This window comes from Paenibacillus sp. Negev47, from assembly GCF_058313655.1.
The window spans coordinates 1,498,740-1,517,914 of the sequence record NZ_CM177754.1 but is presented as its reverse complement, the minus strand read 5'-3'; the positions used below and the strand labels follow the sequence as shown (position 1 = coordinate 1,517,914).

Annotated in this window: 17 protein-coding genes; 6 read left to right on the top strand and 11 right to left on the bottom strand. The window is 42.1% G+C overall.

From position 1 onward, the window contains the following. Positions 1-60: 60 nt before the first annotated feature. Positions 61-3,177 (top strand): ATP-binding protein, encoded by a 3,117-nt coding sequence (locus AC4G47_RS07020; RefSeq protein WP_491105479.1) that lies wholly within the window; start codon positions 61-63, stop codon positions 3,175-3,177. Between the two features lie 433 nt (positions 3,178-3,610). Here AC4G47_RS07020 and AC4G47_RS07015 read toward each other — a convergent pair whose 3' ends face one another. Continuing rightward, positions 3,611-5,254, bottom strand: a complete 1,644-nt coding sequence (locus AC4G47_RS07015) for an SNF2-related protein (protein ID WP_491105476.1) — start codon at positions 5,252-5,254, stop codon at positions 3,611-3,613. A 53-nt stretch (positions 5,255-5,307) separates the two neighbouring features. Continuing rightward, a complete protein-coding gene (locus AC4G47_RS07010) occupies positions 5,308-5,796 on the bottom strand; it encodes a DUF6022 family protein (RefSeq protein WP_491105475.1) in 489 nt (162 codons plus the stop codon). A 150-nt stretch (positions 5,797-5,946) separates the two neighbouring features. Here AC4G47_RS07010 and AC4G47_RS07005 point away from each other — a divergent pair, with 150 nt between their 5' ends. Further along, positions 5,947-6,648: a MerR family transcriptional regulator gene (locus tag AC4G47_RS07005; RefSeq protein WP_491105473.1), complete on the top strand. Its 702-nt coding sequence runs from the start codon at positions 5,947-5,949 to the stop codon at positions 6,646-6,648. A gap of 123 nt (positions 6,649-6,771) precedes the next feature. Here AC4G47_RS07005 and AC4G47_RS07000 read toward each other — a convergent pair whose 3' ends face one another. From AC4G47_RS07000 to AC4G47_RS06985, 4 genes are all read right to left on the bottom strand, one after another. Beyond that, on the bottom strand, positions 6,772-6,906 hold the full coding sequence (locus AC4G47_RS07000) for a hypothetical protein (protein ID WP_491105472.1): 135 nt from the start codon (positions 6,904-6,906) through the stop codon (positions 6,772-6,774). A gap of 417 nt (positions 6,907-7,323) precedes the next feature. Further along, the gene (locus AC4G47_RS06995) at positions 7,324-8,523 is read right to left on the bottom strand and encodes an MFS transporter (protein ID WP_491106658.1); all 1,200 of its coding nucleotides are present in this window, start codon (positions 8,521-8,523) and stop codon (positions 7,324-7,326) included. A gap of 260 nt (positions 8,524-8,783) precedes the next feature. Then, positions 8,784-9,821: an ROK family protein gene (locus tag AC4G47_RS06990; RefSeq protein ID WP_491105470.1), complete on the bottom strand. Its 1,038-nt coding sequence runs from the start codon at positions 9,819-9,821 to the stop codon at positions 8,784-8,786. A gap of 199 nt (positions 9,822-10,020) precedes the next feature. Continuing rightward, positions 10,021-10,290 carry a hypothetical protein gene (locus AC4G47_RS06985; protein ID WP_491105469.1) on the bottom strand — a complete coding sequence of 90 codons (270 nt, stop codon included), beginning with the start codon at positions 10,288-10,290 and terminating at the stop codon, positions 10,021-10,023. A 108-nt stretch (positions 10,291-10,398) separates the two neighbouring features. On the opposite strand from AC4G47_RS06985, the gene AC4G47_RS06980 reads away from it, so the two are divergent. Then, complete coding sequence (locus AC4G47_RS06980) at positions 10,399-10,614, top strand: helix-turn-helix domain-containing protein (RefSeq protein WP_491105468.1); 216 nt, start codon at positions 10,399-10,401, stop codon at positions 10,612-10,614. Between the two features lie 5 nt (positions 10,615-10,619). Here AC4G47_RS06980 and AC4G47_RS06975 read toward each other — a convergent pair whose 3' ends face one another. From AC4G47_RS06975 to AC4G47_RS06965, 3 genes are read right to left on the bottom strand one after another with little or no spacing between them, the layout of a single operon-like run. Beyond that, on the bottom strand, positions 10,620-11,615 hold the full coding sequence (locus AC4G47_RS06975) for a hypothetical protein (protein ID WP_491105466.1): 996 nt from the start codon (positions 11,613-11,615) through the stop codon (positions 10,620-10,622). Next, the gene (locus AC4G47_RS06970; RefSeq protein WP_491105464.1) at positions 11,605-12,042 is read right to left on the bottom strand and encodes a hypothetical protein; all 438 of its coding nucleotides are present in this window, start codon (positions 12,040-12,042) and stop codon (positions 11,605-11,607) included. The genes AC4G47_RS06975 and AC4G47_RS06970 overlap by 11 nt, the downstream gene beginning before the upstream one ends. A 7-nt stretch (positions 12,043-12,049) precedes the next feature. After that, positions 12,050-13,285, bottom strand: a complete 1,236-nt coding sequence (locus AC4G47_RS06965; RefSeq protein ID WP_491105463.1) for a hypothetical protein — start codon at positions 13,283-13,285, stop codon at positions 12,050-12,052. 255 nt (positions 13,286-13,540) lie between these two features. Here AC4G47_RS06965 and AC4G47_RS06960 point away from each other — a divergent pair, with 255 nt between their 5' ends. The 3 genes from AC4G47_RS06960 to AC4G47_RS06950 all read left to right on the top strand — a co-directional run bounded on the left by AC4G47_RS06960 (position 13,541) and on the right by AC4G47_RS06950 (position 16,533). Then, the gene (locus AC4G47_RS06960) at positions 13,541-14,152 is read left to right on the top strand and encodes a TetR/AcrR family transcriptional regulator (protein ID WP_491105461.1); all 612 of its coding nucleotides are present in this window, start codon (positions 13,541-13,543) and stop codon (positions 14,150-14,152) included. Positions 14,153-14,534: 382 nt separating this feature from the next. Continuing rightward, positions 14,535-15,857 carry an amidohydrolase family protein gene (locus AC4G47_RS06955; RefSeq protein ID WP_491105459.1) on the top strand — a complete coding sequence of 441 codons (1,323 nt, stop codon included), beginning with the start codon at positions 14,535-14,537 and terminating at the stop codon, positions 15,855-15,857. A gap of 16 nt (positions 15,858-15,873) precedes the next feature. Continuing rightward, the gene (locus AC4G47_RS06950) at positions 15,874-16,533 is read left to right on the top strand and encodes a DUF554 domain-containing protein (protein WP_491105458.1); all 660 of its coding nucleotides are present in this window, start codon (positions 15,874-15,876) and stop codon (positions 16,531-16,533) included. A 146-nt stretch (positions 16,534-16,679) separates the two neighbouring features. On the opposite strand, the gene AC4G47_RS06945 is transcribed toward AC4G47_RS06950, so the two are convergent. Both AC4G47_RS06945 and AC4G47_RS06940 read right to left on the bottom strand, forming a co-directional pair. Further along, positions 16,680-18,029: an MFS transporter gene (locus AC4G47_RS06945; protein ID WP_491105456.1), complete on the bottom strand. Its 1,350-nt coding sequence runs from the start codon at positions 18,027-18,029 to the stop codon at positions 16,680-16,682. A 7-nt stretch (positions 18,030-18,036) separates the two neighbouring features. Then, positions 18,037-19,053: a quercetin 2,3-dioxygenase gene (locus AC4G47_RS06940; RefSeq protein ID WP_491106657.1), complete on the bottom strand. Its 1,017-nt coding sequence runs from the start codon at positions 19,051-19,053 to the stop codon at positions 18,037-18,039. Positions 19,054-19,175: the final 122 nt, after the last annotated feature.

Here is a 19,175-nt window from a genome sequence, read left to right as displayed (position 1 = left end):
GTGCCAACTCCCTAGGAGAGTCAGTATTTTTTCCACTATACGTATGATAAAGGATTGTTAATGTTGCCATCATTCATTCAAATTAAGAAAAACATATTAAAACTCAGGCTGGCATGGCTTATTCTAATTTACTTAGCAGTTTTAATGGGAATGAGGCTTTTATGGTATACGGAGTACTCTTCTCCAAGTCAACCTCATGCAGTACAAGGGGAACTTGATTTATCAAGTTGGCAATTTGATGATAGACAGACGATCACACTGAACGGGCAATGGAACTTCTCCCCTGATATCTTCCTTTCTCCCCGTAAATCCTTCAATGATAGGCGGAGTATTGTAAATCCAACAAAGGTTCCCGGTACTTTTAATGATACGAGTCCAGAATCCAATTTCGGAACTTATCGACTTCGCGTAATTTTGCCTAAATCGAATACGTCCTATGGCATTCATATTCCTGAAATCAAGACTGCTTATCGCTTATATATTAACGGTAACCTGTTATACGAATCAGGCCACCCTGATGAAACTTCAATTGGAACGATCTCTAAGGTCGTACCGTATACAGGTAACTTTACAGTGGAGCAGTCAAACATTGATATTGTGATTCACGTCAGCAATTTCCACTATCATAACAAAGGCGGAATTATTCAATCCATCAAATTTGGAACTTCAGCTGCAGTCATGAAAGAAAAGTATAATAGTGAGAACATGCAGCTGCTAGTCGGCATTATTCTGTTGCTCCACATGTTATATGTCGTTATCCTGCTTTTCGTCGGCCATCGAAAGAAAGAGCTTTTTTATTTTGCCGGAATTATTATATTTGCCTTGATTGTTACGTGGATGGACGATGACAGAATGCTGCTTCAATGGCTTCCTATAAACTTTGAATGGGCAATACGGATGAGAATCATTGGATATTCTGCCCTTTCATACTGTTTAGTGCTATGTACAAAGCATCTGCTGTCTGTTAATAGTTTTAAGAAACTGATCATTATCTTCTCTATTTTCTTTTATTCTTATGCAGCTATTAACCTATTCTTCCCTCTTGCCTGGTTAGATTACACATCTAAGATTCTTGCCATTTTTATGCTCTCGGCCATATTACTTGTCCCTATTATTTCAAGGCAAGCCGTCAGGACAGGCCAAGAAGCAGCAATTTCAATATTACTTGCCGGAATTGCCGTTTCAATCAATATGATATTCAGCGGATTTTTAAAGTCTAGGTTTGATAATGATCTACCTTTCTACCCCATCGACCTTATTGTGGCTTTTGTCGTTTTTGCCTCTTTCTGGTTTGTACGCTTCACCAAAACGGCAATACGTGCTGAGAAACAAGCCGCAGAGCTCAAAAAGGTGGACAAGCAGAAAGATGAATTTCTTGCTAATACGTCACATGAACTTCGAAATCCGCTACACGCGATCATTAATATAGCTCAATCCATTATCATTCGAAGGAACAGTAGGATGGATACGAGGGACCAAGAAGATTTAATGCTGATCACTAAAGTTGGACAACGTATGTCACATCTGCTCGATGACCTGATAGACATCACTCTTCTCAAAGACAGCCGGATCACGCTAAATATAGCGAGTGTTTCTTTATCTGCTGTGTCAGGGGGCATAATCCAGATGCTTAACTATATGACGGTGGATAAAAACGTGCAGCTGGTGAATGAAATTCCCGATTCACTGCCTAACGTGGCAGCAGATGAAAACCGCCTTATTCAAATTATATTTAATTTAGTGCATAATGCTCTGAAATATACTAGGGAAGGCCGTGTTTCCCTTCGTGCAGAAGTCCTGAATGAGACTGTTTATATCCATATTGCGGATACGGGTATCGGTATCAACGAGGAGATGAAGCATAGAATCTTCTCCCCCTATGAACAATCTGATTCGAGTATCACCTCTCAAGGTAGCGGTTTAGGTCTAGGGCTAAGTATATGCAAAAATTTAGTGGAACTTCATGGCGGAACATTGGAGCTGGAATCTGTCTTGGGAAAAGGGTCCATTTTCACTTTCAACCTTCCTCTGGCAGCAACAACAAAAACATCATCTATAGAGGGCTTAAATAAGGGTAACGTCATAGAGGATCATCCCGTTCAGATACAACACACGATGAAAGGAAATAGTGAGGCAGCTGTTTCTTCAGAGAACGGATACAAGATGGAGAGTGTCACTGGGTCTATCCTTATTGTTGATGATGATGCCATCAATTTGAAGGTTATAAAGTCATTGCTGGAGCTGAACAGTTATGAAGTTACAACTGTGAACAGTGCTGAGAAGGCACTCAAACAAATTAGCCATAACCAATGGGATCTGGTTGTTGTGGATGTCATGATGCCCGAGATGTCCGGTTATGAGCTTACCGAGTTGATACGTAAGAAATTCACCATTTTCGAGCTGCCCGTATTGCTGCTTACGGCAAGAATCCGACCTGAGGATATTCATACTGGATTTCTAGCAGGCGCCAATGATTACTTGGCAAAACCGGTTGAAGTGTTAGAGCTACAATCCAGAGTCCGTGCATTAATCCATTTCAAGCAATCCGTTGACGAGCAGCTGCGGATGGAAGCTGCCTGGCTCCAAGCTCAAATTCAGCCTCACTTTTTATTCAACACGATCAATTCTATCGCTTCACTCAGCCTCTTAGATCCAGATCGAATGATTGCCTTGCTCGTAGCATTTGGTGATTATCTGAAGGGAAGCTTTAATTCGAGAAATTTGGAGCGTCTAGTTCCCCTTTCCCATGAACTTGATTTGCTACGAACCTATTTATACATCGAAAAGGAACGGTTTGGAGAGCGTTTGGAAGTCGAATGGAACCTGCCCGATCATCTGGAGGCCAAACTTCCTCCACTCACGATACAGCCTATCGTTGAAAATGCAATCCGTCACGGAATATTGAACCGGGCAAGCGGAGGAAAACTAACCATAACAGCTAAGAAAGAAGAAAACTGCATCAAATTCGTCATACACGACAATGGAGTCGGTATGGATGAGAGCAAACTTTCTTCCCTATTGGATGGCAAGAAAAAAGCTGGGACATCCGGGGTGGGAATAATTAATACGGATCGTCGTCTCAAAAAAATATATGGACAAGGCTTAGCGATTCAAAGTACACCTGGTGGGGGAACTACGGTATCCTTCATAGTACCGAACTCAGCACATATTAAATAAACTGAAAAAGCATTTGTAGATTTGGACATGCTTCCCAACATTTTTGGAAGGCTTATGTTGCTCATACGTCATGCTATGCTGATCCAGTTCATTAACGAACAAGTTTGTTTAGTTTTATCTGCTTAGGGCTAAACGAAAAAATAGAGCAGTTGACAACTTGCAAACTGCTCTATTGGATTTGAATATAATCAAAGAAGATGTTTTTAAACAATCACACCTAAGTTATTATCCTTATCTGCAAACCATAGCTCAACGAAATTAAGTCCGTCTTTAACTCCTGTAATTTCAAATTCCATTCCATCGACCTTTTCGTATCCAGCAGTAGGAAGCCATTCGGAGAAGAATCGTTATGGTAGGTCGTCTCCGTTAAATTGAAATATTTTTTCGATGCGATGCTGTGGAGCGACAAGGGTGTTCGTACAATTCAATTCCTTTATCGAATCTGATTGACAAGCGCTTGGGTCTTGTTTAGCTTTTGAATTGACTTAGTGTTCGATAGGTCGTGAGGGTCGATTATTTTTTCTGATTGGGCCTGCTTCAAGCCTAATACGTCTAGCATGACCGGATCGGAACCTTCCTCTGAATTTAAGTATACTACTGTGATTTTTTCCTCTTGACCTTCCCTATTTAAACGACCAAGGATTTGTTCATGTACCTTAGGCGACCAATCCAACTCTCCGAACAATATAGTCGAGCAGCGATACTGCAAACCGTCCAACCCTGCACCGCTACGCAACGATAATATGAATACATTTGTCTCCCCTTGAACAAACCGCCTAACGGATTCGATCTTCTGAATATCTGACTCACTGCCCGTATACATAGCTGGCCGATAATCTGCCAATTCCTTAAGCCATATCTCATAAACATTGCGATGCCATCCAACAAGAAGCAAGGGGATGCCTGCTTCCAACAACTGTTTCGCATACTGCGCAACACCTGCAGCCTTAGCCACACCAGTTGCCTGTCTCATCAAAAGGTCCAGCTCACGAGCTGCTAGACCACGTTCCAGGTATGTCCCTTGGGAAGCTTTTAAGGCAAGTTGTTTTGCTTGTGCTTTCACCGATTTTAACTTTGATAAATCGGGCTCGACCACCTCGACGATCTGGTTGACGGGGGGCAACTGTTGGCCAACTTCTCTTTTCGTCCGCCGGAGCATGACATTCTGATCGCGAAGGAAGCTGCCTAGTACAACCGGGTCATGAACTTTCCGATCATTACGGCACCATTCCCTAATAAACTCTGAATAGGTTCCCAATAGGTCGGGGTCGAGGAATTGTAAGACATTCCAAATCTCAGTACCGTAGTTGTAAATCGGTGTTGCCGAAAGACCCAACCGGAATTCTGCTGCATCGGACAAAATTTTCGCGGCCTCGCCTTTATTACTTGTAAGACCGGTTCGAAGTTCTTGGATTTCGTCATATATGACACATTGGAAGTAGCCGCCTGCAAAGAAGTTCTTCCAACCGGCAAGCTGGCTATACTTGAACAAATAAACATCTGCAACGGGAAGCGAATATGGTCGTGTTCTTTCAATTTTATGAACAATAAGCTCCGTAAAGGATTCAATCTTCTCTTTCCATTGGTCTTGGAGATGAGCCTGAACGACAACGGCAGCGGGATGTGTATCCGGTTCCAGAAGCATACCAGCCGCTGTGTACGTCTTTCCGAGGCCAAGATCATCACCGAGGAGCAGAGAACGGCGTTCCAAGCACAGATCGATAGCCTGTAATTGATAGTGGCGAATCTTTTGTCCAGGTTTGAGGCCTAGGCGTAAGATGGGGTCATAATCAGGAGTGAGTATCTGTTCCATGTACGCTTTCTTCTCAAAGAACTTATCGTGGCCACGCAATAACTTAGCCCTGTCTTCAGAAGTTATCTCCATCGGAAACCGCTGAGTAAACCAGACAAGATCCGTACATATATTCGATCTGTTCGAAAACAAAAATGTGCCCGCTTGTTTCATAGCAACGCGTGGAAACAGCTGCTTCAAGCGAATTACAACATGCGGGTGAACTTCGCTTAACTTCCACCTTCCGTTCACTAGCTCTAGTTTCCCATACATCGTTCCAATCAACCCCACCTTCCAATGAATCATTTTATGCTGGCACTGCGTTCGTCAATCTCGATCTATCCCTTAATGCGTCGGATTCCTTGCACGATCTGTTCTTTCTCAATTTCCCTCAACGAATAGAGTACAGGTGCTGTAGGAATCTCAAATTTCAGATGGGAATGAGGAATTTCCGTCAATAAAGTTCCAATAGGTTGTTGGCTTTTTTTACTACGTACAACATTCCAAAATAACCTGGACCTATTTTCCTCCGTTCCCCACTTTTCTAGCGAATTTCGAAATAGTAAACATTTGCCGATAACGAAATCATGATCATCGAGTGATTCCATTGCTTCAAAGCCGGCGTCCTCAAGGCCATCAAAAAAAAGAGGCATCAGCCTGTCTAAATACAGCCCATAGGCAGCATCCTCGATCTCATGAAAAGCGACCATTAGTTGATCGTGCATAGAGTCATACAAGGGCTTCCATGCCGATTCAATGTACCGATTGCCTACCTGGCTAATCTCCTCGATTGTCATCTCGTAATGGAATACTGGATTAAAGGTCATTTTTATTCCTCCTTGATTTGTATTACCTTCATCATACAACATGTAAGCCAATTGGAAGGTTTTTCAGGAAAGTTCAAATAAAATCAACATAAGGATAGAGTTAACGTTACAATAGTTTCAATGTTCTTTTTATTAGAAAGGCGGGATAACATGGGAATGCGACCAAAAAAACTGGCGAATAAATTTATGATAAGCGCTAGCACGTTGCGAAACTACGAAGCGAAGGGGTTAATTCCTCCTGCTGAGCGTTCTGCCAATGGTTATCGCATGTATACGGAAAGGCATGAAGCCTATCTGGCATGTATTCAAGCCATGGCCCCTGCATTCGGGATGGACGTGACGACCGAGGTGCTACATGGTCTCCAAAGAAATGAGTTGGATGACGCATTGTGGGTCGTTAGGGAGAGGGAGGTCAAACTGCATCAGGAAAAAGCAAGTTTGGAACAACTGGTAGAGGAGTTGAATTCGTATTCCGACGAAGGTCAAGTTTTCGGCTTGAACCAGCGCTTCCACATCCACGAGGTCTCTAGACGGACGGGGGTCCCTAAATCAGCGATTCGATACTGGGAGAAAAGTGGCCTGTTCACTACTGAACGTAACTGTGATAACAAATACCGTCTATATAATGAAGCACACCTGCTTAAAATTAAGATGATCCAGATATTGCAAAGCTCTGTTTATTCCGAGGAGACTGTACACTTAAAGCAATCAATTGCACTGTTAGAATTCCAAAACATCGAGCAGGTGATCAAGCTTGCAGAACAAATCCGAACTTACCTGAACAAAACGATTAATCTTCAGGTAAGAGGTCTCTACTTCCTACATCGATTGATACGATCACTAGACTTTTAAGATATAACCGAAGCTCATGGTTGCTTGGCCATTCTCTCCGCGGAAGTGCTCCGGAACGCCGACCAATCAACCAACGAATGCAGACGAATCGATCCAGGTGGACGGAAACTAATATCCAATCGATTAATCATATTTTTCAACCAATTCCAACTCTTGTTTTAACGGAGAAGGATGCACTCCAAAAATATGCATGACTGCTTCTCCCTTTAACGGATCGATCGTGTTACCCGTTTCTATGGATAATTGCTCGGTGATCAATGAGACAACTCCTGGACCCGAATAACTGCCATGTCCGCCGAACGAACGGGAGCTTGGGGAGCCATTTCCATCTGTGTTTTTAATCGTTAAAGCATCTTTTACGTAGGTCCATTCCCATCGATAAGAACTTCCGTCTCCCAATGAGCTATCGTTGCTATAGCCGCTACACTCATTTTTTTGAAGTATCCATAATGCCTCCTATATATAATTCGCCAAAATATTCAGCTTGTTAAAGTAAATAATGCTATTTTGTAACATTTTGTCCAGCTGGTCGGACTGAAGGTCTATATCGTACCAATTGGTCAGTTGATCCTGATCTATATGTATGAAAAGTCTCTCTCGCAGTATAAAAAAAACTCCTTCCACTCCGTAGTTCGAGTGAGAAAGAGTTCTTTATAAAGCTGTGTTACTTAACAACTAAATCAGTTCCTGCCTTCTTTTCAAATAACCATACAACACTACGCCAGATGCCGCACAGATCACAGCACATAAACCGATGAATCCGTACCCCGCCTGAAGTCCGCGTAGCAGGCCCAACTGCGTCGTTGAGCCGTACATATTCTTCACGCCTTCAATGACCCAGCCAATCACATAGTTACCGATGACACTGCCAACACCCATCAGAGTAACCGTGAACGTGATCGCGGTGTCACTGCCGTTCGGATATCTGCGGGCGATAAACGCCATAACTGTTGGATAGATCATCGCTATTCCCGCGCCAGATATCGCAAAGAAAATCGCAAGCCGCTCTCCCCCTGCAAGCGCCACGAACGTACATACTCCCGAGAAAGCCGAGAACAGAATCAGTGACAAAACAAATCCGATCCGGTCCGTCAATGGTCCAAGCAGCAAGCGTCCCAGCGAGAACGTGAGGAAGAACGCAGATAACAACCCGGAGGCTTTGACCGTGTCCCACGTGTAGGCTTTTTCCAGGAAATTAACCAGCCAACCCCCAACCGCCAGCTCCGATACCACGCCAAAAGAAAGAATAAGCACCATCAGCCAAAGGGCAGGATCACGTGTTAACGTCTTGAGTGATGTCCGATCTTCATGAGGAAGATCATCCCCCGGAAATTTGCTGCGCAGCGCCGCAATGATCGGCAGCAGACAGAGTGACAACATCACCAGATACATACCGCGCCAGTCCAGCTCGTGTCCGAACACGCGCAAAGACATAACACCTGTCGCCAATAAAGGCGCCACCGTTGAACTCAGCCCATAGAAGAAATGGGACAGGTTCATCATCGTACCTGTGTTTTTTACAAAGATCCGCGCACCCAGAATCGCCAAGGCAATCTCCAGCATGCCGTTACCGATATACATGAAGAAGTACGATGAAGCAAAGAGTGGATAGGTATGAGACACATAAATGAACACCCCCGAGAGGATCATCGATGCAAATGATATGATGCTAACCGCCTTGATGCCCCATTTGCGAACCAGAATAGCCGTGAAGGAGCAGGCGATCAGGTACCCTAGTGCATTCAGGGACAATAACGTCCCGAGCTGTTTCTCATCCAGATTGAAGTCGAATTGAATGCGCGGGACGGCTGGCCCCTTAATATTTTCCGATATCCCGAATACGATAAATCCAAGAAAGATCGTTGCCAATTGCATGGCGTACAGCTTGTTGAACTTTCGTTTGTTTCCTTGTGTACCTGCTTGCTGATTCAAAATAAGTTCCTCCATTGTGTTCAGAAAAATGGTTACACTTCATAACTACGATTGCAGTACCATCTTCCGACCGCTGTTATCCCCAGATTTTTCTGATCCCATGTCCTAAAGGGAAAATCCGGTGATAAAGGCGCTCTTCAGATTGGTTCCGCACTCTCCGTTATCGTGTGAGATATTTTGCTTAGCTTCATAAAAGTAGTTGTTTACCATTGCTTCTCAATCACCTGAATGCGGTAGGTCAGGCTCTCCAGCGTAACAGCAACTAGTCCAGTCACATATTCGCGCCGAGTGTCTCTTTGTATGATCAACTCCGGCATATGCTCCAGTGGAATCATTCGATCCAGACAACCTTGCCTCAAGCCATCCCGCATAGCCGGGTCCATCGTATCCCCTGTGACTACAATCGTGGCCGGGTTAATGATCGCGATGATGGATACCAGCGTTTGTACGACGAGTTCCTTCAAACCCTCTGTCGTTTTCAACATTCGCAACTGCTCTTCCCGTGACACGCCAAATGGTAGAAAAGATACCTCGCCCCCAAATTGCGTGTTCCCTGTCAGCGGACGACCATCAATAATAAAGCCCGCACCCGGAAAATGATTCTCAGGAAACGTAACTACCGCGAAATTCTTCTCTTCTTCAAATTGCTGCTGGTTGTACAGACCGTAGACCGTCAGGTTCATGTCATTGCCAATCACCACTTCTACGTCTTCATATTGCTCCTTAAGCCTTGGGCCGAGCGGCTGATACATCAGCTCCGGTACATCACAGATCCCAATAACGCCGTTGTGTGCCACCCCAGGTATGCCGATACCAATCGCCTGCACATTGTGGTGTTGTTCAATCAGATTTGCAATCAGATCCTCTACCACCGTTACATTGATCTCATCCAAAATGAGCGTCTGTTCGTCCGCCTTCTCTCCGTTCAGATTGGCATATGTATGTGTGATCGAGTGAATGCCGCCCTCCGTTCGAATAATCAGACAGAGCACACTCGCGTAGTCCGCATTAAACTGATACCGACTCGCAGGTCTCCCCCCACTCGATTCGTCTGGACCCAGATCAATAATCTCACCTGTCTGAAGCAATTCGTTAAGGATCGTGCCGCATGTCGCTACGCTGAGCTTCGTCAGGTTTGCAATAGAAGCCTTCGTTCCTACGCCCATGGATCGGAGCGTATTCTTCACAAGTTCAACGTTAATGCGCTTCACCTGCTGGGTGTTGTGAGATGTAGGTAACATGGTTAGTTGTATGCCTCCTTTCGTTGATTTCGAACCATTCAACGAATGTTTTTAAAAGTATTTTAATAATTGAAGTGTAGGGGGATTTGTGGGGAAAGTCAATGCTTATTTAGGAACGAAAACCGTATGGATGGAAAGACAAAAAGACAGTTCAAGATCATCTTATATGATCCTGCGCTGTCCTTTTGTTAAGGTGGTTTTATGTAGACTGACTCATTTGATGGGCCAAGATGCTCTTCTCCAGTCGTACTTCAAATAACTTTCGGTTTAGATCCTGTTCCATGGAATGAAGGTGATATGCTGCTTGTTTCACGGTATCCATGTCTAGCACACCTGCCTGCTTCGCGATGATGTCCATGGCATCTAGGATGAGTTTATTGCATGTGACTAGTTGATCGACGTAATCGTCTTCCTGTTGGACAAGTTGTGCGTACTGCAAAGCGAGGTCTTCGCTGTTGGTACTTGTCATGTCACCACTCCTAAAATTGGTACGCATAAGAGTACCAGATATACAAAAAGTATATGGTACGCTCATGCGTAACGTCAAGACCATATGGGAAATTTAGGAGTGATACTTATGGCTAAGAAAGTCGTCGTCAATATTCATAAACTCACGGAAAAACATAACATTTCACTGCGAGAATTAGCACGTATGGCCGATATTCGCCACGCCGCTTTAAGTGAGTTGCAGTCTGGGAAACGAGAGAATATCAATTTTGCTCATATTGAGCGGATTGCAGAAGCACTGGATATTGACGACATAAGGGAGATTATTGAGATTAGAGAAATATAGTGCTATTAATTAAAATGGACTGAGACAAACTCTTGCCCCTGTCTCAAAAGATCTATCTTGTCAGATGGTGGTGACCAAGAATTATTTATTTCTGTTCCCATACTTATTTTATAATTATCTTCATTTAAAACTTCAACCTGAGCCATATAATGGCTCAACATATCACCAGCACTAATTGTGATAGATATATCAGATGAGGTGAATCCATGTTCAAAAAGAAATTGATTAATCTTTTCTCTATCATTTAGTGAGCTAAATAGAACGGAAGTAGACTTTTTAGGATTTTTTATTGAAGCACCAATGAAGATTTGTACTTCCTCGGAAATAATTGTTAACAAGATGTTGAAATTACTGAATACTACATTTTGTTCTATTGATGTTTCAACATACGGCTCGTCCCCCCAAGTAGAGAAACTAAAGGCTGGATTAGAAAGATAAATAATATCAGTAATATCTATTCTCATAGGAATTAACTTCTCAATATCACAAAGATCTTCTTGATTATGGATTTGATTTTTCTCTGCTTCTGTACTTGAAAAGTCACTAATTATTTGGGACAGTTTAGAAACAAAATATAAAAATAGAATTGTTACACTCGCTATCAAACAGAATCGAATTAAATTAAATCCCATATCATCACTAAAAGACTCTCTAGCCAAAACTGATAAACCACTCACACTCCAAATTCCGATAAGAAATTTAATTACTCTTTGTGTAATATCCACTGCAATCGTAACTATCACAAATTTAGAATTAACACTTATGAATTCTTCACGTACATTAATCAAGTCTTCAATTTTTCTATTTTTAAATACTTCTCTCATCTTTCCAATCAATTTTCCTGAATCGCTAACATTTACTTGAAATTGAAATGCTAAAAAAATAGAAAAAACAGCAATAATTGCAAAGATACTAGCTGTTATCCAACCTACATATTCTACTACATCACTTGAATCAACCAATAAACTCCAAACGTATTCGAAAAAAGCCTTAATACTCATGTAAAGATTCTCTTTCATACCCAATCCTATCACCTAATACTTTTTTAATTGTTTTGATACGATCATAATCAAATTTCAAGAGATCTGTAAGAACAAAACCCGCATTAGGAATTATATTTATATTGTTTATTTGATTAAAATCTTCAACAACCAACACTTCACATTGAAAATAAAATGTTTGCTCGATCTCCCGTATAACATTTGTAATAAAATCAGAATTACTAACAAAGATGACTGCATAGTTAAGATGGAAATTAAACCATACTGGAATTTCATGAAAGCCATATTCCATTATGTAATAATAGTAGCATACATAATTATCCACCTCCTGATATCTGACCCAATAACTTTGGTGACTTTTAATCATATCTCCTGCAGATTCATTCTTCTTTATATGATAAAGAAAAAATGCATCGCTATATTTCACTCTATACTCACCTCACAGGCATATACTCTGTAAGCAACTTTAAAACTGCCTCTTTACTACTGTCTTCTAGTGATAATTTATCTATTTTATCTTTAATTTCGTTTAATGTACGTTGCACAATATAAGAATCCTTAACTTCAGCAAGCCTAATCAATCTCGCCATTCGAAGTTCAATTTCCGAGGCGCTATGTTCTTTAGAGATTGATTTTTTCATACTTGTGATAATATGCTGTATAAACTCTCTATAGTAAACAGAATTTGGCATTTCACTAAATACAACCTTGAAAGTACTCGGAAAATCAATTCTTACCGCAGAAAGTACCACAGAAACATTACCATCTAATCTTTTTTTCTCTTTCACGAGTTGGAACTTTACTGATTTTATTTTATCTTGATACTTCATTCGCTCTGCTACTTCATAGCTTTCAAACAGATTACTGCCACTAAGTCTTACAGCTTTCACTTTAGTGCTTTTGCGATTTTCAAATGTTATGCTGAAATAATCCGTGATTAAGAACTCCTCCATTTCCAATTGTTCTTCAAGAAAATCTAAAATAAGTGCAGTTTGATTATCCATAGGAATATCCCCTAGAAAGGTCACTGTTTTAAGCTTGGTTGGTACAGAAAATGAAATCAAAGATAGGGTACTAATATTACGAGATAAGTATTTTTGTACACAAAGGGTATGTTTTTTATCACCAGACTTGAAATAACATAATGAGAACTTAAAATCAAAGAATACTTCAAAAGTAGTCTTTTCTTCACTCTTACCTTTTTCTATCCCCCCTCCTCTTATAGGTTTTTCTTCGAATTGCTCATAAACAACAGAAAAACGCAAAGAGTCTCCTTGAATGTGTTCGATTTCACTTATCCTTTTCAAATAAATGTAGGATTTTTGATAAGGAGTACATTCCACATTTAACTTGAAACATTTCTCTATTGATTCCTTTAAGTTAGCCTCTGAAACATTATTTAGTAACGATAATTCATATACAAAGAATGGATATCCCTGAGAAAAGCTTTGATCTAATAATTCATAAATTTCAGAAATCATCTCAGGGTCAATATTGACATCATTTAGTTTTTCTTCTAAATCCTCAACACTTTCTAAATTCCAATTAAGGTTATGTTGACTTCTCATGTATTCTTGTATGCAAATTAGTTTTTTATGAGAGGTTCTTCCCTTAGTCATCATTATAATTCTTTTAATATCTCCGGATATATCAACGATTGATTCTAACAACTACATGACCTCCCTTTTAGGTACTTACGACCTAAACTTTTTATAAAGAATATCATGTAAAGACGATTCATCCTGTCGATATTAGTCGAATAAAGAATATTTTTTTATAATAAAATTTATAATTTGATTATACAGGAACATATGTTCTGTTTCAATAGTATTTTATTTTTATCAATGTAATCCATTTGACACCCCACTCAAAAAGGTCTATCCTAATAACGAACCAATCATTCACTATTAAGGAGTCGTTCCCCGATGGTGCAAGCCAAGAAAGACGAAGTCAGGAAAGAGATTGAATACGCAGCGCTCAAGGTCTTTTTTGAAAAAGGTTTTGTGGATGCCAAGATGAGCGATATTGCGAATGAGATCAATATTTCCGTGGGCAATATCTATACTTATTTCAAGAACAAGAAAGAACTATTCTACGCCGTCGTGCCGCCGGATCTGGTGGATTATCTGAAAAATGTGCTGGTGGAGACGATTCACTTTGATAATAAGACCTTGTTCGAGGAAACGGATAGCGAGCGAAAGTCGGCGCTGTTGCAGGAACAGGTGGATGTGCTAAGTAAGTACCGGAATCAGATCGTGATTATTTTCGAAAAGAATAAAGGTACGATTTACACCAACGCCAAGAACGAACTTGTTGAGCTGATGATCGAAACCAAGAAGGCCTATCTGAAGAATCAATATAAACGATATGAGATTGGCACCGAGGAGAACTTGATCTTGCTGAACATTCTCGCGCACAATGTGATCGACATGAACCTGGATCTATTGAAGCGGGATATGAGTGAAGACAGCCGGAAACAAATTTTCGAAGCGTTGTATGTATACAGACTGTACGGTATGAAGAGTCTCAACGAATAACGTTCCACCTCATCACTTATGCTGGTTAGACAAAGCGTGCAGATCAGATCAACTTCACTTGGTTTGCACGCAAAAAAATCTCTAACATTTAGTCACTCTATTTTTTTGACCCAAAAATGAATTTATAATTCATTTTTAAGACAAGTATCTACCATTACCAAACTATATAAGTTGAACCTACCTTTACACAATAACGGAGAGGACAGAAATAATCAGAGGAAGTGAAGCGTTCGCCTTTATCACCGGATTTCCCCTATTAAGAGGGAATCAAAAAAATCTGGGGATAACAGCGATCCGAAGGTTGTTCTGTCATCGGAGTGGCAAGTGTACATACCTCTTTCAACTTATATAGCCCCACCCACATTCTAAGGAGGAACACAACATGAACACCGCTTACGCATTGAAAAACGTCAATCTGATCCACGGTGATCTAAATCGCACTCTGCAAAAAAACATAACCATTCTCGTCAATGAACAAGGACTTATTCAGGATATCGGACGAGATCATGATCTGAATATCCCAAGTCACTACACAACAATCGACCTCTCAGGTAAATACGTAATGCCTGGACTGATCAACGCCCACGTGCATCTCTTTGCAGATTGTAAACCGTTCAGTCTCTCGGTCAGTGAAGGATTGTTGCAGTTTGCCTATGATCGAATATTGAACACCAAGTTTGGTAGAAACGTTTTGAAAAAACGAATGAAACGCAACGCACTGACCGCACTCCATGCGGGTGTCACAACGATGCGCAGTGTGGGGGAATTTTTTTACACCGACGTCCAGCTGCGGGATGAGATTAACAACGGTGACTTTGTCGGCCCTAATCTGCTTGTCTCCGGTTTTTTCCTAAGTGTCACGGGCGGACACGGCGCTCCATTCCTGGCTCTGGTTGGCGACTCTCCGTGGGAAGCACGAAAAAATGTACGCATCAATGTGAAACACGGCGTCGATCTGATCAAAATCTGTGTGACGGGTGGCGTGACGGATGCGAAGATGGTGGGCGAAGCTGGACGTTTACAGATGACGGTGGAGGAAGTTGCAGCGATCTGTGATGAAGCCCACAAGATCGGTTTGCGGGTGGCAGCTCATGTGGAAAGCACGGAAGGCGTACGGGTTGCGTTACAAGGTGGCGTCGATACGATTGAGCACGGTTCGGAGATGGACGACGAAATCATTCGTTTGTACAAAAATAATCCCAATGCCCTGAATGGCTACACCGCACTCCTCCCCACCCTGCAAGCCGCCTATCCATCCGCTTCACTGGATACCAGCGTAACGAAGGTAAGTGCAACGGTAAAAGAGAATTCCAGACTCGTCTACGATTCAATGCTCAAAGGCGTAAAACAGGCGATCGAAAACGACATCACCATCGGTATAGGTACTGATGCCGCTATGCCTTACGTGACTCACTATGATATGTGGAGAGAGATGGACCATTACATGAGACAGGCCAACCTGAACAACAAACAGGTCATTGACATGGTGACCCGAACCAATGCGAAGATCCTCGGTGTTGACGATGTTACAGGGACGGTGGATATCGGGAAACATGCCGATCTGATTATCATGGAGCAAAATCCGCTCGAACATATCGAGGCCTTGTCTGACATCGCTATGGTCATGGTCAAAGGAAATCTAATTCAAACACCATCTGTCACAAGAATCAAAGAAGTCGACGATGTTCTAAACTCAGTTTGGTGAATTCAGGAGTGAAATCATGCTTGGTATATTGATCAATTGTTTTTCCATTATATGCGGAAGTACCCTTGGAGCCATCTCCAAAAGGTTCATGAATGACGGTTATAAGTCCATACTCAATCAAGTGATTGGAATCAGCGCGCTCATCATAGGCATTAGTACAACCTTGAGCAGCATATCCACCAGCCAATATCAGATTATGTTTATCATTTTCCTCACCTTAGGCGGCATCATTGGACAACTGATTAATTTCGAGAACATCTTGTCCAACATCATGACCAAATTCTCGTCCAATGGCTTAAATGAAGGATTAACGGTTGCCATATCATTGTTGTGCGTGGGATCGATCCCGATTCTGGGACCACTACAAAGTGCGTTACAGGGGGATAATACCTTTTTACAGATCAATACGATTTTTTCCGGCATTACCTCATTGATTCTGGCATCCACCTTCGGGATCGGCATCATCTTCTCAGCTTTTATTCTTTTGGTTATTGAAGTCCTGGTCTTCTTCTCGGCTGATTTCTTATCCGTCTTCATGACGACAAACATCATGAACGAAATTACTCTGATTGGCGGTATCCTGGCGCTTTGTACGGGGTTAAACATCTTGAAGATTACGAAGATCAAAGTGTTGAATCTGTTGCCTGCCTTATTTATTCCGATCTTTTTTCTTTAGCTTCAGGATACTGGGATCTTTCTGTAAATATAAAGTAACAAATAGGCTGCCCCATCCCTTTAGAGGACTTGTGGGACAGCCTGTTCAATAACTTGCGTATGACAGAAAATCTCTATCGATTTTAAACCGGCGATACCAGGTACAACCTAGGTTGATCCAGATTCGGACACTCTTTTTCTGGTAAAGGAAAGAAACAATACCGCTGAGACTACAATCCATATCCCGAAAAAGATATAAATTGAACCGAATACTTGAGTGCCCGCCCCTTTTGCATCCAATGTGGTTCCAAGAATCGTTGTTCCAATTGCACCAGCGATGAAGCTGCACATCATATAGACACCCATTCCCACACCCGCCTCATGTCTCGGCAAAGTTCTGGATACGGTATTCGCAAGAGCAATCTGGGCAAACGTCAGCCCTGTGTTTGCAGCGATAAGAACGAACAGAACTACACCGTACGAACCACCTGTAAAAAGGTACAATAGCGTATAGGCGATGAATTGCAGCCCGAAAGCCCACGAAAACAGATAACGATTCCCTTTTTTATCCGTAATGCGCCCGCCCAAGAGTCCAAATAATGCGGCAAACAAGGCTCCAGGCGACATCACTAATCCAATCTGTAACGCCGACAACTGATTGAGACTGGTTAACATCTGGGGGATCAGATAAGGTACACATAAATTCAAAGTTAACACCATAGACCCAATAAGAAGTCCGCGAGAGTAGCGTTTGTTTTTAAACAATTCAAGAGATATAAACGGTGCTGTCGATCTTCTCATCCTTATCCAGAACAGCACGAGGGTCAATAGCATCAGCAGCATCAGGAGTAAGCTTTGTCTTGTAATCGCAAGCATCAACAGCGTAATGACGCCCGCCAGCAATAGACCCCCTGGAAGATCGGCCTGTCCTCTCACACCCTTGTCATTACCCAGATATTTTCGAAAGAACGGTAATGTAACAAGTACCAAAATAGAAATTGCAAAAAGAAAACGCCAGCTTGCCATACTAAGAACGAACCCGGCAATGATTGGACCAATAGCTGTCCCAAGAGCCATACCCGCCGAAGTAATCCCCAAGGCTCTGCCACGATTCTCTTCAGCCACATAACGAATTGGAATCAACATGGAAGAGGCCGGGATAACGGACGCTCCTACCGATTGTAGAATTCGAGCCACAATGATGAACGTATAACTGTCCGCCAGCACTCCGATTAGTGACCCCACGGCAAAGCAGCATAATCCAAATGTAATCAAATTTTTCAACTTGAACATATCAGCCAGCTTGCCATACGTTACCGACCCTATGGCGTATATAATAATATACGCGGTTACCACCCAACTAACTTGGGATGAGGTCAGTCCAAATTCTTCTTTAAGATCAGGCAGTGCCACGTTAAACATGGTGGAATTCATCACGGAAATAACCATCGCAAAGGCTAAAATCCAAATTAATTTATACGATTGTGATCGTTGTGTAAGGTTTATTTTTTTATCCATCATGTACTCAATTGCGATGCAACGGTGATTGGGCAACCACTTTCAGATCCAGTGTATTCATATTAGCCATAACACGGTCCATCCGTAACGGGCCAGGTTCATTCGGGAAAATAAAATGTTCATACGGCTCTCCCAATATACGGAAGAATGGCTCAAACAAACCAGACGCAAGCATTCCGACAAAGCGGGTATACGGTGCATCGAGACGATAAGCATGGGTAGTACCTTCCGGTACGTGGAGGAAGTCTCCTTCATGAAGCTGAATTTCTTCTCCATTCGCCCACATGGTCATCTGGCCTTGTACACAATAAAAAGTCTCCACATGGTTCTCGTGATAATGCTCTACAATAGGTTCACCCTTCGGTCCTTCGGTAGATACAAAAATGTAGGTACCATCTGTATTTTTCTGAGACGCAAGAATGCGATGCAATTGATCTCCGGTCAAGAGACGATCCCCTTCCCCACTCTCCAATACATAAGGAACGACTCCACCGTGCACTACTCCTGTCTCAACTAGCTGGGATGTACCCCACTGTAACTCTCCATCTTCAAAACAAATATCGGCTACCTTGGAGGCTTGGATCAAATCCTCTTTCGTCCATTCGTGTAGGGGCTGCGGCGGGTAATCCTTGAAGGAATACGCCAAACCAATTACAGGAAAGATAGACGTGATATTTCCCGGTAGCGAATAGGAAACTATACGATTTCGATGACCTGCAAACCGATAGGCATGTCTTGTCCCTGGCGGTATATGTGCATAGTCTCCAGAAGTCAGAAGATAATATTTCCCTTCGATTACCAACTCGACTCTTCCCTCCAGAACCATTAATGATTCGTAACTGCTGTTATGAAAATGGAGGGGAAACGCCTCTCCCTTACTCCCAGCGATGGTGAACATTTCGAACTGTCCTCCTGTGCTGTCAGCATCCGCCATGATCGTAACTATCTGTTTACCAAACGTATAACTCGTGCCCTCTCCTTTACGAAGTAAATAAGGCTTTCTTGTCTGAGGCAATGTACTCATTAATGTTGATGTCACTTGATTCTCTCCTCCAATCCTTTATTCATGTTCATTTTAAGGACTTCACCCTATATAAAAAATGGTCTAGGGCGACCAGCCTATGGGCAAATGCGACATCTGATTGA

Excerpts from the sequence above, each read along its gene's own strand:
- AC4G47_RS07020 (WP_491105479.1), top strand. The coding sequence starts at position 61 with ATGTTGCCATCATTCATTCAAATTAAGAAAAACATATTAAAACTCAGG.
- AC4G47_RS07010 (WP_491105475.1), bottom strand. The coding sequence starts at position 5,796 with ATGACCTTTAATCCAGTATTCCATTACGAGATGACAATCGAGGAGATT.
- AC4G47_RS07005 (WP_491105473.1), top strand. The coding sequence starts at position 5,947 with ATGGGAATGCGACCAAAAAAACTGGCGAATAAATTTATGATAAGCGCT.
- AC4G47_RS06995 (WP_491106658.1), bottom strand. The coding sequence starts at position 8,523 with ATGCAATTGGCAACGATCTTTCTTGGATTTATCGTATTCGGGATATCG.
- AC4G47_RS06990 (WP_491105470.1), bottom strand. The coding sequence starts at position 9,821 with ATGTTACCTACATCTCACAACACCCAGCAGGTGAAGCGCATTAACGTT.
- AC4G47_RS06985 (WP_491105469.1), bottom strand. The coding sequence starts at position 10,290 with ATGACAAGTACCAACAGCGAAGACCTCGCTTTGCAGTACGCACAACTT.
- AC4G47_RS06980 (WP_491105468.1), top strand. The coding sequence starts at position 10,399 with ATGGCTAAGAAAGTCGTCGTCAATATTCATAAACTCACGGAAAAACAT.
- AC4G47_RS06975 (WP_491105466.1), bottom strand. The coding sequence starts at position 11,615 with ATGAGTATTAAGGCTTTTTTCGAATACGTTTGGAGTTTATTGGTTGAT.
- AC4G47_RS06960 (WP_491105461.1), top strand. The coding sequence starts at position 13,541 with ATGGTGCAAGCCAAGAAAGACGAAGTCAGGAAAGAGATTGAATACGCA.
- AC4G47_RS06955 (WP_491105459.1), top strand. The coding sequence starts at position 14,535 with ATGAACACCGCTTACGCATTGAAAAACGTCAATCTGATCCACGGTGAT.
- AC4G47_RS06950 (WP_491105458.1), top strand. The coding sequence starts at position 15,874 with ATGCTTGGTATATTGATCAATTGTTTTTCCATTATATGCGGAAGTACC.
- AC4G47_RS06945 (WP_491105456.1), bottom strand. The coding sequence starts at position 18,029 with ATGGATAAAAAAATAAACCTTACACAACGATCACAATCGTATAAATTA.
- AC4G47_RS06940 (WP_491106657.1), bottom strand. The coding sequence starts at position 19,053 with ATGAGTACATTGCCTCAGACAAGAAAGCCTTATTTACTTCGTAAAGGA.